The organism is Aeromonas sp. s5 (genome assembly GCF_040907865.1).
Taxonomy (GTDB): Bacteria; Pseudomonadota; Gammaproteobacteria; order Enterobacterales; family Aeromonadaceae; genus Aeromonas; species Aeromonas dhakensis.
In genome coordinates this window covers 93,828-108,797 of sequence record NZ_JBFOCO010000031.1, presented here as the reverse complement: position 1 = coordinate 108,797, position 14,970 = coordinate 93,828, and the positions used below count along the sequence as shown (strand labels likewise).

Genomic DNA, 14,970 nt, shown 5'->3' with positions numbered 1-14,970 from the left:
GCTGGTTCCTATTATGTTGTGATTGCACGGCATTGCACGGCGAAGGGCGCAAGCATTCGACAATAAAGCCTTGTGGGATTAGTTTTCCTGCTGACGGATCCGACGCATGGATCGCTGGATCCGGCTGTCTTCCCTCTGCATATCCAACAAGGTGTCCTCGATAAAGGCCAGGTGCTCATGACAAGCTGCCCTGGCCCGCTCCGGAGCCCCCGACAGGATAGCCTCGATCAGATGCGCGCGATGGCGACGGATCTTGGCGACCACTCCCGGACGGCGATTCAGAATTTCGTTATTGCGTAAAATGTTCTGCTCAAGCATGGGGCCCATGGCCCGCAGCAGATGCAGCAGCACCACGTTGTGGGACGCCTCGGCCACCGCCAGATAGAACTGGGTGACGGCAGCGGATTCGGCTACCAGCGAGCCTTGCTGGCCAGCCTCCTCGATGGCGGACTGCACCTGACGGATCCGCTCGAAATCGGCTTCCGTTCCCCGCAATGCAGCATAGTAGGCACAGATGCCTTCCAGCGCGTGGCGAAACTCCAGCAGGTCGTACTGGGCTTCCGGGTGGGTGCTGAGCAGCTCGAACAGGGGATCGGCGATCCCTTTGCTCAAGGCATTCTGTACGTAAGTGCCGCCGCCCTGACGACGATACAAGAGTCCTCTTGCCTCGAGGCGCTGGATGGCTTCGCGCAGCGAAGGGCGCGAAACCTGAAACTGGATGGCCAGTTCCCGCTCGGGCGGCAACTTCTGGCCCGGCTGCAAACTGCCTTCCAGAATCATCTGTTCCAGCTCGGCGACAATGGCGTCGGCCAACTTGGGTTGAGTAATCTTGAGATAGGGCATGAGGCTGCTTTGTTAAATTGGTATTACCAATTTCATGAATGGGGCGAAAATTAGCAGAGGGCATGGGAAAAGTCCACCCAAAAGATGATCTGAATCAAGAATCAACCTTGCCACTTAAGGGGTAAATAGAGGGATTTATGATTTGCCTCATAGAAATTGGTCAGACCAATATTTTTGACATGGCTCACAGGCAACATTTGATCAACAGCGAATAAAAATGGCCTGCCATATAGGCAAGCCATTGTTTTAAAAACACAAACTTATTTTTAGAATATTTACTTAAAGTTGAGTGCCTGGCGATATCGCTGCCATTCGAAACTCTCACCCGGATCCGTCTTGCGCCCCGGCGCTATGTCGCAATGGCCGACGATGCGATCCGCCGTGATGGCGGGATAATGACTCGACAAGGTTCGGCTGAGCCCAACCAATACCTCATACTGTGCGTCCGTGTAGGGCAGTTCGTCGGTCCCTTCCAGCTCGATTCCGATGGAGAAGTCGTTGCACGCCTCCCGCCCCTGCCAGCTAGATACCCCGGCATGCCAGGCTCTGGCACCAAACGGCACATACTGCACCAGTTCACCATCGCGCCGGATCAAACAGTGGGCCGAGACCCGCAGCTGATGGATGTCGGCAAAGTAGGGGTGAGCCACGGGATTGAGCCGCCCCAGAAAAAGGTCATCGATGAAGGGTCCGCCGAACTCGCCTGGCGGCAGGCTGATGCCATGCACCACCAGCAGAGAGATGTCGCTCGGGCTGGCCCGCTCGTTGTGGTGGGGAGAGGGCACCCGGCGAGCCTCCCGGCACCAGCCGGCGGCGTCGATGGAAAACATGGGGTCAGGATGGGTCATCGGCTACTCGATACGAGTTGAGGGGAAAAGCGCGATCCGGGCCGGCATCTTGTCACCAAGCCGCTGAATCAGTGGAAAATTGTGTGTTAGGCTGGGTCATCTTTGGCTCGATATGGATGAGGTATGCAGCAAACGGCGCGCTGGTTCTGGCTACTGGCCTGGCTATCTTTGATGGGCCTGCTGACCCTCTACTTCCACTCCCGCACCCAACCGAGCGTCACCGCCAGCGGCGAACTCCTGCTGAGGGCCGACCAGAGCGGCCACTATCGACTGGAGGGTGCCATCAACGGCCAGCCGGTGCAACTGCTGCTCGATACCGGCGCAACACGCATCACAGTGCCACAACGGGTCGCCGAGCGGCTCGGCCTGACCGCTCACGGCAGCAGCCAGGTGAATACGGCAGCCGGCTTTATCCGGGTCGGCAACGGCACCATCGAAACGCTGGCGATGGGACCATTGACCTTGTACGATCTGGCCATCTTTATCAACCCGGCGGCGGCTGGCGACGAGGTGCTGGTAGGCATGAATGCCCTCGGCCGGCTGGAGCTGGTTCAAAAGGAGCGGCAATTGCTGCTCAGACCTTTGCAGGAATAAAGGCATGCTACAACAGGACATCCGTCGCGCCGTGCGCGCCGCATTACTCGAAGACTTGGGCGACGCCCTCACCGCGCTGGACCAACCGGATGCCAGCGCCGATATCACGGCCCAGCTGATCCCGGCGGATCGCATCTCGATGGCCCGAGTCATCACCCGCGAAGCCGGTGTCTTCTGCGGCCAACCCTGGGTAGACGAGGTATTCACCCAGCTTGGTGGCGATGTGCAGGTGGAGTGGCTGGTGCAGGATGGTGAAGTGCTCACCCCCAATCAGGAGCTCTTCCGTCTGCACGGCCCGGCTCGCACCCTGCTGACCGGCGAGCGCAATGCGCTGAACTTCGTGCAGACCCTCTCCGGCGTCGCCACCCTCACTGCCCGCTACGTGGCCGAGCTGGCTGGCACAGATTGCCGTCTGCTTGACACCCGCAAGACCCTGCCCGGCCTTCGCAGCGCCCAGAAGTATGCGGTCACCTGCGGCGGCGGCAAGAACCACCGCATCGGCCTCTATGACGCCTATCTCATCAAGGAGAACCATATTCTCGCCTGTGGTGGCATAGCGCAGGCCATTGCCGAGGCTCGCCGGCTCAATCCGGGCAAACCGGTGGAAGTCGAGGTCGAATCCCTGGCCGAGCTGGCACAGGCGCTGGCAGCCCAGGCAGACATAGTAATGCTGGACAACTTCGACGTGCCCATGATGCGCGAGGCCGTTGCACTCAATCAGGGGCGGGCCAAGCTGGAAGTGTCCGGCAACGTCACGCTGGACACCCTGGCCGAATATGCGGCTACCGGTGTCGACTTCATTTCGGTCGGTGCCCTGACCAAACATGTGCGGGCCCTTGATCTCTCGATGCGTTTTATCTAGCCGAAGGGCGTTCACCATGCCCCGTCGGGCCGGTGACATATAACAAGATGAAGGACTTGCAAAAGGCGCCATAGGCGCCTTTTCTTTAAGGCAGGATCCCTCGGCAAAGGAGTGTGAGATGGACCCATCCCCGCCAGCTAAAAAGAGTCGATAGGGGCTCTTCATCCATGATTTATATCAAATTTTTCGCAAATGACAGAAAGATTGTTAACAAAGACCCCGACCTCTGTTGCCAAGTCGGACAGCTCGGATAAGATACTGACGTGTGGATAGTTTTCCACCGGCACTTCCCAGGAACCAAGGACAAAAAGGATATTTGAAATGAAGAAACAATCAGGCTTTACCCTTATCGAATTGATGATCGTGGTCGCGATCGTCGCCATCCTGGCCGCCATTGCGCTGCCGGCGTATCAGACCTACACCAAAAAGGCAAAATTTACAGAAGTGGTATCCGCTTCTGGAGCCTTTAAAACAGCTTTAGAAGTCTGCTACCAGAGCCTTGGAGCTCTAACCAACTGTACAAATGGTAACAACGGTGTCCCGCCAGCGGCTGGTGCCTCAGGGTATGTAACATCAGTAACGATTTCAGGTAATACGGCATCCGCTGCAACCATAACAGCAGTGGGAGATTCGACCACATTTGGAGCCACATCAAACACTTATATTATGACAGCTGCAGGCTCTAATGGTCAGATTATCTGGACAGCACCTGCATCAGGCTCAACTTGTACCGCGGCAGGTTTTTGCTAAGTCGATGACCTCTAGCCCCAATAGCGGCCTGGCGTTAAGCCTGGCCGCCTCTTCCCTGCTCAGTGAGTCCGACTCACAGCGCTATCTGAGCCAGGCCAAGGCGCAGCGCAAGCCCTTTGTGACCTTTCTGATTGAGAACGAGATCCTCGACAGCAAGGCGCTGGCCGACTTCTGCGAGCTGGAATATGGGGTACCTCTGCTGGATCTTGCCGCCTTCGACCTGGCCGAGATCCCGCAGAAGTACCTCAATCAGAAGCTGATTGAGAAACACCATGTGCTGCCCATCTACACCCAGGGCCACACCCTCTATATCGCCATGTCCGACCCGACCAATGTGTCAGCACTGGAGGATTTTGGCTTCAGTTTCGGGCTGCACACCGAGGCCCTGCTGGTCGAAGAGAACAAGCTGACCGCCGCCATCAGCAAGCTGATGGAGAACGATCAGGACGCCCTCGGCATGGAGGACATCGACGAATCCGAGATCTCCGAGCTGGAGGTGTCTGACGAGGGGTCACGACTCGACGAGAGCGTCAACACGGCGGACGATGACGCCCCCATCGTCAAATACATCAACAAAATCATGATGGATGCCATCAAACGCGGTGCATCCGACCTCCACTTCGAGCCCTATGAGACCAAGTACCGTATTCGCTTTCGGATAGACGGGATCCTGCATGAGGTAGCAACGCCGCCGGTCAATCTGGCCAACCGCTTCTCGGCCCGCCTCAAGGTGATGGCGCGCCTAGACATCGCCGAACGGCGGCTGCCCCAGGATGGCCGCATCAAATTGAAGATGTCGCGCAACAAGTCGATGGACATGCGGGTCAACACCCTGCCCACCATGTGGGGCGAGAAGATCGTTATCCGTCTGCTCGACTCTTCCGCTGCGCGCCTCAATATCGAGCAGCTCGGCTTCGACGATCGACAGAAGGCGCAATATCTGCGCGCGCTCTCGAAGCCTCAGGGCATGATCCTGGTGACCGGCCCGACCGGTTCGGGCAAGACGGTGTCGCTCTACACCGGCCTGAACATTCTCAACACCACAGAAGTGAATATTTCGACCGCCGAAGACCCGGTGGAGATCAACCTGCCTGGGGTCAATCAGGTACAGGTTAACCCCAAGGCTGGGCTGACCTTCGCCAGTGCCCTGCGCTCCTTCCTGCGCCAGGATCCCGACGTAGTGATGGTCGGGGAAATACGGGATCTAGAAACCGCCGAGATCGCCATCAAGGCGGCACAAACCGGCCACCTGGTGCTCTCCACATTGCACACCAACTCGGCGGCCGAAACACTGACCCGGATGATGAACATGGGGGTGCCAGCCTTCAACATCGCCTCCTCGGTTACCCTGATCATGGCCCAGCGATTGGCACGCAAGCTGTGTGACCACTGCAAAGCCCCCGAAGTGGTGCCGGAAGCTGAACTGCTGGAGTTGGGGTTCACCCAACAGCAGCTGGCCGCAGGCTTGCGGCTGTTCAAGCCGGTTGGTTGCAAGGAGTGTTCGGGCGGCTACAAGGGGCGGGTCGGCATCTACGAGATCCTGTTGATGTCAGAAAATATTGCAAAATTGATCATGCAGGGAGCCAACTCCATGCAGATTGCTGCCATTGCCCAGAAGGAGGGCATGCGGACCTTGCGTACCTCCGGTCTTGAGAAGGCCCGACTGGGGGTGACCAGCCTGGCCGAGATAAACCGGGTAACAACCAACTGACAGAGTCTATCGCTCAGCCGATTCATCCAGGTGCCGCCGGCCCTGGCGATTTCCATCAGGCCGAGGCTGCTTGTCTTAGCGACAAGCAAGCCGGGCCCCATTGCAGGACGCAGTGATGGCAACGCTAACCCAGAAACAGAATGCCCCCAAGAAAGTCTTCGCCTTTCGCTGGAGCGGGGTGAACCGCAAGGGCCAGAAGGTCTCCGGCGAGCTGCAGGCCGACAGCATCAACACGGTCAAGGCCGAGCTGCGCAAGCAGGGCGTCAACGTCACCAAGGTGAGCAAGAAGAGCCAGGGGCTCTTCTCCAAGGGCGGCGCCAAGATAAAGCCGATGGACATTGCCGTCGTCTCCCGCCAGATCACCACCATGCTGTCGGCCGGCGTACCTCTGGTCCAGAGCCTGCAGATCATCGCCCGCAGCCACGAGAAGGCGGCCATGCGCGAGCTGATGGGCCAGATAGCCGCCGATGTGGAGACCGGTACCCCCATGTCCGAGGCGCTGCGCCGCCATCCCCGCCACTTCGACGATCTCTATTGCGACCTGGTCGAGGCGGGCGAGCAGTCCGGCGCCCTGGAGACCATCTACGACCGCATCGCGACTTATCGCGAAAAGTCCGAAGCGCTCAAATCCAAGATCAAGAAGGCCATGTTCTACCCCACCATGGTCATCCTGGTCGCCATTGTCGTCACCTCCATTCTGCTGCTGTTCGTCATTCCGCAGTTTGAGGACATCTTCAAGAGCTTCGGCGCCGAACTGCCCGCCTTTACCCAGTTCGTCATCGGCATCTCCCGCTTCATGCAGAACTGGTGGTATATGATCTTTGGCGGGGTTGCACTCGCCATCTTCCTCTACGTGCGAGCCTGGCGTGCCTCGCAGAAAGTCAGAGACAACACCGACAAGTTCATTCTGACCATCCCGGTGGTCGGCATGATATTGCACAAGGCCGCCATGGCCCGCTTCGCCCGTACCCTCTCCACCACCTTTTCAGCCGGTATCCCGCTGGTGGATGCCCTGATCTCCGCCGCTGGTGCCTCCGGCAACTATGTCTATCGCACCGCCGTCATGGCCATTCGTAACGAGGTGGTGGCTGGCATGCAGATCAACGTGGCCATGCGCACCGTCGATCTCTTCCCCGACATGGTGATCCAGATGGTGATGATTGGCGAGGAGTCAGGCGCCATCGATGATATGCTCTCCAAGGTCGCCACCATCTTCGAACAGGAGGTGGACGATCTGGTCGACGGCCTCACCAGCCTGCTGGAACCTCTCATCATGGTGGTGCTGGGGGTACTGGTCGGCGGCATGGTGGTCGCCATGTACCTGCCCATCTTCAAACTGGGGTCGGTCATCCACTGACCCCCAACCAATCCGGAACCCGATGTTGCTGATCACTGACGTTTTTCACAGCCTGCCCTGGCTCTATTCTTCGCTGGTATTCCTCTTCTCCCTGATGATCGGCAGTTTTCTCAACGTGGTGATCCATCGCCTGCCCATCATGCTGGAACGGGAGTGGCAGGCCGAATACCTCAGCTATTTCAACCCAGAGACACAACTGCAGCAGGAAGAACGCTACAACCTGATGGTGCCGCGTTCTGCCTGCCCCCATTGCGGCCACGCCATCACGGCCATGGAGAATATCCCCCTGCTCAGCTGGCTCTGGCTCAAGGGTCGCTGCCGTGAATGTCAGGCCCCCATCTCGGCCCGTTATCCGCTGGTGGAGCTGCTGACAGCCCTGCTCTCGCTGGTTGTCGCCGCAACATTTCCACCGAGCTGGGGCTTGCTGGCCGCCCTGCTGCTCACCTGGGTGCTGGTGGCGCTCACTTTCATCGATCTGGACAAGATGCTGCTGCCGGATCAGCTGACCCTGCCATTGCTGTGGGGTGGCCTGCTGTTCAATCTGGCAGGGGGATTCGTTCCGCTGGCCGATGCGGTGATCGGTGCCATAGCCGGCTATCTGGTGCTCTGGAGCCTCTACTGGGCCTTCAAGCTGCTGACCGGCAAGGAAGGGATGGGCTACGGCGACTTCAAGCTGCTGGCGGCGCTGGGGGCCTGGCTCGGCTGGCAGGCCCTGCCCATCGTGTTGCTGCTCTCCTCCCTGGTCGGCGCCATCATAGGGATAAGTCTCATCCTGCTGCGCAACCACCATCAGAACAACCCCATCCCCTTCGGCCCCTACCTGGCCATCGCCGGCTGGATCGCGCTGCTGTGGGGCGATACCATCACCCGCTGGTATCTCACGACGTTTCTCTGATCAAAGGCAGCACTGACCCATGTATGTAGTCGCAATTACTGGCGGGATTGGCAGCGGCAAGACCACGGTTGCCAATCAGTTTGCCGAGCTGGGCATCGAGGTGGTGGATGCGGACATCATCGCCCGCGAGGTAGTGGAACCCGGTACCCCGGCCCTGGCCGCCATCGCCGCCCATTTTGGCGCTGACGTCATCGCCCCGGATGGCCGGCTCGATCGCCGCCAGCTGCGTGAGCGGGTCTTCACTGACCCGCAGGCCAAGGGCTGGCTCAACGCCCTGCTCCATCCCCTCATTCGCAGCGAGATGCAGCGCCAGTGCGCGGCCGCGCGCTCCCCCTATTGCCTGCTGGTGGTGCCCCTGCTGGTGGAAAACCGGCTCACCGCACTGGCCAACCGGGTACTGGTGATCGACGTGGACGAAGTGACCCAGATTGAGCGCACCTGTCGCCGGGACGGCGTGAGCCGGGAGCAGGCTGAGGCCATCCTGGCCGCCCAGGCGAGCCGGACCGAGCGGCTGGCGGCAGCCGACGATGTGCTGGACAACCAGAACGGCACGCCCGAGGCAATAAAGAGCCGAATTTTCGCGCTGCACGAGACATATCTGGCATTTGCCTCTCAACAAGCCCGCCAACTGTGAGTACACTAGGCCGGTTTATGGCTGGCCAGGATTAGGCATGATTTACGATTTTCCCCTCAATGAAAAAAGCCGGACCTATCTTCGTCTGGAGTCCCTGTTTTCCCAGATCCGCGACAATCTGGAGAGCGACCAGCCCTGGGCACACATCGCCTTTTTCAAGGGCCTGTTCGACCTGCAGGAGTTGCTGGAGCGCGGTGACCTGCGCGCCGATCTCATCAAGGATCTGGAGCGCCTCAGCCAGCGCCTGAGCCACTGGGCCAGTCTGCCAGACGTCGACCTGGAGCAGATCAACCTGATGCAGCAGGAGAGCACCCAGCTCTCCCGCAACCTGCTGAGTGCACCGCGTCCCGGTGCCCGCCTGAAAGAGGACCGGCTGCTTGGCTCCATCCGCCAGCGCTTCTCCATCCCGGGCGGGCTCTGTGCCTTCGACGTGCCGCAACTGCACCACTGGCTGGCCACCCCGGCCATCACGCGCCATCAGCAGATGCAGCTGTGGCTGAGCGACATCAACCTGTTGATGAACGCCATCTCCCTGCTGCTGCGCCTGTGGCGTGAATCCGGCAACTTCAGCGAACAGGTGGCCGTCAACGGCTTCTTCCAGGATACCGCCGAGAGTGCCGAGCTGATCCGCATTCGCCTGAGCGGCACCCAGCAGTGCTACCCGACCCTGAGCGGCCACAAGAACCGGTTTGCCCTGCGCTTTTTGCCCACTGCGGAGCAGCAGATCGGTGACGTGTCCTTCCAGCTGGCCTGCTGCTAAGGAGTATCCATGGTGACCAAGGTAAAGTGCCCGACCTGCCAGACCGAGCTGGAATGGGGCCCGCAGAGCCCGTTTCGCCCGTTCTGCAGCAAGCGCTGCCAGCTGATCGATCTCGGCGAGTGGGCCGACGAGGAGAAGCGGATCCCGGGGGAAATAGACCCGGAGCTGCTGCCCTACCCCGAAGAGGGGGAGCAGTGGCAGTAAGCCAGCAAGCAAAAAGGGCCGATACGGCCCTTTTTATTTGGCTATGTCCCAATTACGTGTTGTATGGGGTGCCCTAGCGCCTCATGCAAACACATCTTGGTATTTACCTCCCTGCCGTAACGTTCCAGCATCCTGCGCCAGCCCAGATAATTCCTCAGGTAATGGGTCGCCACGCCATGGAATCGCTCCATCCACCCCTTCAACCGCCGGTGATATCCGTTCACATGCTGGATGTGGTATGCCCCAATGACTCGCTCACCTCGACGGTTGTGCACCACCTGATGTGTTATGCCCCGCGCTTGGCTGAAACTGGCATACACCCCTGCACCATCACTGCAGAGCACTGCATCGGGCGCGATGAGTGGCTGCAACACCGCTTTCACCGTCTGCGCATCCAGCCTTTCCAGCTGAAAGTCGGCTTGATGGCCCGCCCTGTCCTGCACCACCATCACCGGGATGTAATCCCGCCCGGTCCCCCGGGTGCGCCCTTTCCCGCCACGATGTCTTGCCGGGCGAGGCAACCCTCGCTGCCCCTTGAACGATTCGAGGAAGAAGGTTTCATCCACTTCCACGATGCCTTCTTCCCGTGTTGCCTGGTGGTTTGCCATCGCCTTCAGGAAGCGGTGACGCCACAAGAAGGCGGTGTTCTTGCAAACACCGCATCGGACGGCGGCCTGGCGGACAGTGAGCCCCTCAATGAGGGCCTGGGCGTAGTCCTCCCAATGCTCAGCCTTACGTAATCTGGCCAAAGGCGTCTTGGTGAGGAGGGAGCTGGTTCGCCGACACTGTTTGCAACGGTAACGACGCAGCCCACGGCTCCAGCCCCAGGGGGCTAGCTGGGTGGCATCCGCCTGACAGTGGGGACAGCCGCAGCATGTGGGTAACTGGGCATGGAGGGACGTAATCGGGTGTGGAGCGGCGAGCTCATGCTGAGCGACACGGCGCTGACGCAGAGTAAGTAATGGAAAGAGGGACAACAGGTGTTGGAAGGCTGGGGTATCCATGATGGAGGTCCTCATGGTGATGACCTACTTCCAGATTAGCCTTCCAACACATAATTGGGACAGCGCCTTTTATTTGGGTATGCACTGCGGCTCATATCAGCCCTGTGCGGCCAGCGATGCCTGCAGGCGCGTCACGATCGGGCCATTGGCGTCGGGGAAGTGGTACTCGTGCAGCGAGACCAGCGGCACCCAGCGACACTCCTGCCCCTCCTTGCCAAACGGCTCGCCGCTGAAGCGGGTCACCTTCCAGATATCCAGCAGTACCTGCTTGTCCGGGTAGTCGTGATGCAGCTCCATGAAGGGAGCGCAATCCTGCACCCGGATCCCGATCTCTTCCCACAGCTCCCTGTCCAGCGCGGTGAGCAGATCCTCTCCGGCTTCCACCTTGCCGCCGGGGAATTCCCAGCGATCCCCCTGATGACGATCGGCGGAGCGTCTGGCGATGAAGATATCGCCCCGTTCGTTCTCGATGACGCCGACCGCCACCCAGATCCGTTTCTTCTGTTCCATCATTGTCCTCAGCGTAAACATGGCAAACGGGCAATCCAGGGCGCCAGCCGGCGGGCCTGTGTTTCCCCTTGTGCCGTAAAGATATCCTGCCCCACATGCTCGCTCCCGTCCGGGGCGGGCAGCGGCCAGGGGGTGGCGCCAGACGGCGTGAAGCAGCGGTCATGCACCAGACAGCTCTGCGAGAGATAACCCCAGAGCCGGTCGCGCAAAAACCACTGGTCGATATTCGGCGTCTCCATGACGTCCGGCTGATAGGCTTCGAGCAGGGGCGCCAGTGGCGGCAGCACACCGGCCACCCCACCCCACATGCCCGCCAGCACCAGATCGGTATGACTCCACCAGTCGCGCATGATATGAAACCAGCGCGTCGATGCAAGCCACTCCTGTACCGCCAGCCGCTCGCGCACACCCGGTACCGAATCCACATCCCGCACCAGAAAGCGCCCCACCCGCGGATCGTTGGCTACCTGAAAGCGCCAGCAGAGGCGCCGACGCAAAGATTGACCGGCGGGTTGCAGCAACAGCTCGGCCCCCAGTTCGCGCAGCGCAGCGAGCAGCTCGGCAGGCACGCTCTCATCCACGTAGAAACGCACCCGCCAACCCGGATAGAGATAGGCGGCCGCCAGCACATTGTCGATGGCGCCCCGCAGGTAACGAGGGGCACTGCCCCACAGCGAGAAGGCGATGACATCCGGTTTGTCTGCCGCCAGCCAGGCCGACGGTGCGACTGCCGGCAGAGTCCAGTCTGACGGCGCCTTGTCGCTCACCCGAGCCTTTAGCTCCAGCGAGCGGGTTCCCGCCACGGCAGCCTCGGCGTGGCGCTCCAGCTTGGCCAGCGAGGCGCAGAGAGCATCCAGCGCATGGAAGTCGTCGGGGAGACGCTGCAACAGGGTCTGCAGCCGCGCCACCGCCTGTTCGTATTGACCGGATCGTGACAGACAAGAGCAGAGGTTGCGCAGCACCTCGTCGTTGCCAGGTTCGGCCTTGTGAGCCATCTCCAGTACCTGGGCCGCCGACGCCGGGTCACCGCACAAAAAGAGGTAATAGGCAAACTGCAGTTGCAGAGCCACCGGCTTGACCGCGTTGGCATTGAGTCTCGCCAGCAGTTGCTGGATGGCAACCTGACGTTGACCGGCCAGCCAGCTGGTGTGGGCCGCGGCATCCCAGCCCGTCGGCATCTTGCTCATGACGCTTCTCCTCCCTTGCCAGAAATGAATGCACCGCCCGGAGGCGGTGCATCATGCTCATGGCGCTATCAGGTCAACTGACCGTGGCAGTGCTTGTATTTCTTGCCGGAGCCACAAGGGCAGGGATCGTTGCGCCCCACCTTCTGCTCGTCCCGCACGAAGGTGACCGGGCCCGCTTCGGCCTGCTCTTCATCGGCCAGCTGGTTGTCGGCCGTCGCGTGGGTGTAGGTACGGGGAGCGGCCTCGGCCTGCTGGCGCTGCTGCTCTTCCATCGCCTCCACGTCGCGCTCCTGTACCTGTACCCGGCTCAGGATGCTGACCACGTCGCGTTTGAGGGTCTCCAGCATCTGGGTGAACAGATCGAAGGATTCGCGCTTGTACTCCTGCTTGGGGTTCTTCTGGGCGTAACCGCGCAGATGGATGCCCTGACGCAGGTGATCCATGGCCGCCAGATGCTCTTTCCACAGGCCGTCCAGGGTCTGCAGCATGACCGCCTTCTCGAAGTTGCGCAGCACCTCTTTACCAACCAGCTCTTCCTTGTGGGCATAGAGCTTGGTGGCTTCATCCAGGATGCGCTCGCGCAGCTTCTCTTCATACAGCTTGTCGTCTTCCGCCAGCCACTGCTGCAGCGGCAGATCGAGGGCGAAATCAGACTTCAGGCGGGCTTCCAGACCCGGCACGTCCCACATCTCTTCCAGAGACTGGGGCGGGATGTACTCGTCGATGATGGCGCCGTAGACGTCGTCACGGATGACGTGGATGGTCTCGGAGATGTCGCTGGTGTCCAGCAGCTCGTTGCGCTGCTCGTAAACCACCTTGCGCTGGTCGTTGGCCACGTCGTCAAACTCCAGCAGGCTCTTGCGGATGTCGAAGTTGCGACCTTCCACCTTGCGCTGGGCGTTCTCGATGGCCTTGGTCACCCAGGGGTGCTCGATGGCTTCGCCCTCTTCCATGCCCAGCTTCTTCATCATGCCGGTCACGCGATCGGAGGCGAAGATCCGCATCAGGGTATCTTCCATGGAGAGGTAGAAGCGGGAGGAGCCCGGGTCACCCTGACGACCGGAACGGCCGCGCAGCTGGTTGTCGATACGACGGGACTCGTGACGCTCGGTACCGATAATGTGCAGACCACCGGCGGCCAGCACCGCATCGTGACGCACCTGCCAGGCGGCCTTCAGCTCGGCGATCTGCTCCTCGCTCGGGTTCTCCAGCTGGGCGATTTCCGCTTGCCAGTTGCCACCCAGCACTATGTCGGTACCACGACCGGCCATGTTGGTGGCGATGGTGACGGCACCGGTCTGGCCAGCCTGGGCAACGATCTCCGCCTCCATGGCGTGGAACTTGGCGTTCAACACCTTGTGCGGGATCTTCTCCTTGGTCAGGATGCCGGAGAGCAGCTCGGAGTTCTCGATGGAGACGGTACCGACCAGCACCGGCTGGCCGCGTTCGACGCAACCACGGATGTCTTCGATGATGGCGGCATACTTCTCGTTGGCGGTCAGGTAGACCAGATCGCCCATGTCCTTGCGCACCATCGGCTTGTTGGTCGGGATAACCACGGTATCCAGGCCATAAATCTGCTGGAATTCAAAGGCTTCGGTATCGGCAGTACCCGTCATGCCCGCCAGCTTGTCGTACAGACGGAAGTAGTTCTGGAAGGTGATGGAGGCCAGCGTCTGGTTCTCGTTCTGGATCTTGACCCCTTCCTTCGCCTCGACCGCCTGGTGCAGACCGTCGGACCAGCGACGACCCGGCATGGTACGGCCGGTGTGCTCGTCGACGATGACGATCTCGTCCTTCTGGACTATGTAGTCGACGTTGCGTTCAAACAGGGTGTGCGCACGCAGGCCGGCGTTGACGTGGTGCAGCAGGCTGATGTTGGTGGCGGAGAACAGGGAGTCGTCTTCGGCCAGCAGCCCCTCTTTCTTGAGCAGCTCTTCCACGAAGATCTGGCCGTTTTCGGTCAGCAGCGCCTGACGGTTCTTCTCGTCCACCGTGTAGTGGCCGTCGCCGGTGTACTCTTCAGAGTCTTCTTTGTCCTGCTTCACCAGCAGCGGGATCAGCTTGTTGACGCGGATATAGAGCTCGGAGCTGTCTTCGGCCGGGCCGGAGATGATGAGCGGGGTACGGGCTTCATCGATGAGCACCGAGTCCACCTCATCCACCAGCGCGTAGTTGAGCGGACGCTGCACGCGCTGCTCGGGCGAGAACGCCATGTTGTCGCGCAGGTAGTCGAAACCGAATTCGTTGTTGGTACCGTAGGTGATGTCGGCAGCGTAGGCGTCGCGCTTCTGGGACGCATCCATGCCAGGCACGTTGCAGTCGACCGTCATGCCGAGGAAGGCAAACAGCGGGCGGTTCGCCTCGGCGTCACGCTTGGCCAGATAGTCGTTCACCGTCACCACGTGCACACCGCGGCCGCTCAGGGCATTCAGGTAGGCCGGCAGGGTGGCGGTGAGGGTTTTACCTTCACCCGTTTTCATTTCGGCGATGCGGTTGGAGTTCAGCACCATGCCGCCGATCAGCTGCACGTCGAAATGACGCATGCCGAACACCCGACGGGAGGCTTCACGCACGGTGGCAAAGGCCTCCGGCAGCAGCTGCTCCAGCGTCTCACCCTGCTCCAGACGCTGACGATACTCGGCCGTCTTGGCCTGCAGCTGTGCATCGGACAGAGCTTCGAACTGCGGCTCCATCGCGTTGATCTGTTTTACAATTTTACGCAAAGCCTTGAGCGTTCTGTCGTTCCGGCTGCCGATAATCTTGGTAAGCAGTGTGCTAATCATGGGTACCAACTATTTCTGGTTATAT

15 protein-coding genes are annotated in these 14,970 nt (G+C 60.3%); 9 read left to right on the top strand and 6 right to left on the bottom strand.

Features of this window, described 5'->3' with window-relative positions; translation table 11 throughout:
* Positions 1–78 precede the first annotated feature (78 nt).
* Positions 79–843 (bottom strand): pyruvate dehydrogenase complex transcriptional repressor PdhR, encoded by a 765-nt coding sequence (pdhR, locus tag AB5Y94_RS17360; RefSeq protein WP_005305630.1) that lies wholly within the window; start codon positions 841–843, stop codon positions 79–81.
* A 275-nt stretch (positions 844–1,118) separates the two neighbouring features.
* Positions 1,119–1,691 carry a 1,6-anhydro-N-acetylmuramyl-L-alanine amidase AmpD gene (gene ampD / locus AB5Y94_RS17355; protein WP_324054759.1) on the bottom strand — a complete coding sequence of 191 codons (573 nt, stop codon included), beginning with the start codon at positions 1,689–1,691 and terminating at the stop codon, positions 1,119–1,121.
* Between the two features lie 123 nt (positions 1,692–1,814).
* Between ampD and AB5Y94_RS17350 the strand changes: the two genes are divergently transcribed.
* The 9 genes from AB5Y94_RS17350 (at position 1,815) to yacG (ending at position 9,458) form a co-directional block, all read left to right on the top strand.
* Positions 1,815–2,285, top strand: a complete 471-nt coding sequence (locus AB5Y94_RS17350; protein WP_010635963.1) for a TIGR02281 family clan AA aspartic protease — start codon at positions 1,815–1,817, stop codon at positions 2,283–2,285.
* A gap of 4 nt (positions 2,286–2,289) precedes the next feature.
* Positions 2,290–3,147, top strand: a complete 858-nt coding sequence (nadC, locus tag AB5Y94_RS17345; RefSeq protein ID WP_368206220.1) for a carboxylating nicotinate-nucleotide diphosphorylase — start codon at positions 2,290–2,292, stop codon at positions 3,145–3,147.
* Positions 3,148–3,468: 321 nt separating this feature from the next.
* The gene (locus tag AB5Y94_RS17340) at positions 3,469–3,897 is read left to right on the top strand and encodes a prepilin-type N-terminal cleavage/methylation domain-containing protein (protein ID WP_268037597.1); all 429 of its coding nucleotides are present in this window, start codon (positions 3,469–3,471) and stop codon (positions 3,895–3,897) included.
* A 4-nt stretch (positions 3,898–3,901) separates the two neighbouring features.
* Positions 3,902–5,608 carry a PilB family type IVa pilus assembly ATPase TapB gene (tapB, locus tag AB5Y94_RS17335; protein WP_017766420.1) on the top strand — a complete coding sequence of 569 codons (1,707 nt, stop codon included), beginning with the start codon at positions 3,902–3,904 and terminating at the stop codon, positions 5,606–5,608.
* A gap of 115 nt (positions 5,609–5,723) precedes the next feature.
* Positions 5,724–6,965, top strand: coding sequence for a type II secretion system F family protein (locus AB5Y94_RS17330; protein WP_005305649.1), 1,242 nt, complete (start codon positions 5,724–5,726; stop codon positions 6,963–6,965).
* A 22-nt stretch (positions 6,966–6,987) separates the two neighbouring features.
* Positions 6,988–7,860, top strand: coding sequence for an A24 family peptidase (locus tag AB5Y94_RS17325; RefSeq protein ID WP_368206219.1), 873 nt, complete (start codon positions 6,988–6,990; stop codon positions 7,858–7,860).
* A 19-nt stretch (positions 7,861–7,879) separates the two neighbouring features.
* A complete protein-coding gene (gene coaE / locus AB5Y94_RS17320; protein WP_054543575.1) occupies positions 7,880–8,494 on the top strand; it encodes a dephospho-CoA kinase in 615 nt (204 codons plus the stop codon).
* 37 nt (positions 8,495–8,531) lie between these two features.
* Positions 8,532–9,254 (top strand): cell division protein ZapD, encoded by a 723-nt coding sequence (gene zapD, locus AB5Y94_RS17315; RefSeq protein ID WP_005305658.1) that lies wholly within the window; start codon positions 8,532–8,534, stop codon positions 9,252–9,254.
* A gap of 9 nt (positions 9,255–9,263) precedes the next feature.
* Positions 9,264–9,458 carry a DNA gyrase inhibitor YacG gene (gene yacG / locus AB5Y94_RS17310; protein ID WP_005305661.1) on the top strand — a complete coding sequence of 65 codons (195 nt, stop codon included), beginning with the start codon at positions 9,264–9,266 and terminating at the stop codon, positions 9,456–9,458.
* 41 nt (positions 9,459–9,499) lie between these two features.
* Here the strand turns inward: yacG and AB5Y94_RS17305 are convergent, their stop codons facing one another.
* From AB5Y94_RS17305 to secA, 4 genes are all read right to left on the bottom strand, one after another.
* Positions 9,500–10,462 carry an IS1595 family transposase gene (locus AB5Y94_RS17305; protein ID WP_043169796.1) on the bottom strand — a complete coding sequence of 321 codons (963 nt, stop codon included), beginning with the start codon at positions 10,460–10,462 and terminating at the stop codon, positions 9,500–9,502.
* A 96-nt stretch (positions 10,463–10,558) separates the two neighbouring features.
* Complete coding sequence (gene mutT, locus AB5Y94_RS17300) at positions 10,559–10,972, bottom strand: 8-oxo-dGTP diphosphatase MutT (RefSeq protein ID WP_010635956.1); 414 nt, start codon at positions 10,970–10,972, stop codon at positions 10,559–10,561.
* Between the two features lie 8 nt (positions 10,973–10,980).
* Entirely contained in the window at positions 10,981–12,159 is a 1,179-nt protein-coding gene (locus AB5Y94_RS17295; protein ID WP_010635955.1) for a tetratricopeptide repeat protein, read from the bottom strand.
* Positions 12,160–12,227: 68 nt separating this feature from the next.
* Positions 12,228–14,945 (bottom strand): preprotein translocase subunit SecA, encoded by a 2,718-nt coding sequence (gene secA, locus AB5Y94_RS17290; protein ID WP_010635954.1) that lies wholly within the window; start codon positions 14,943–14,945, stop codon positions 12,228–12,230.
* Between the last annotated feature and the right edge of the window lie 25 nt (positions 14,946–14,970).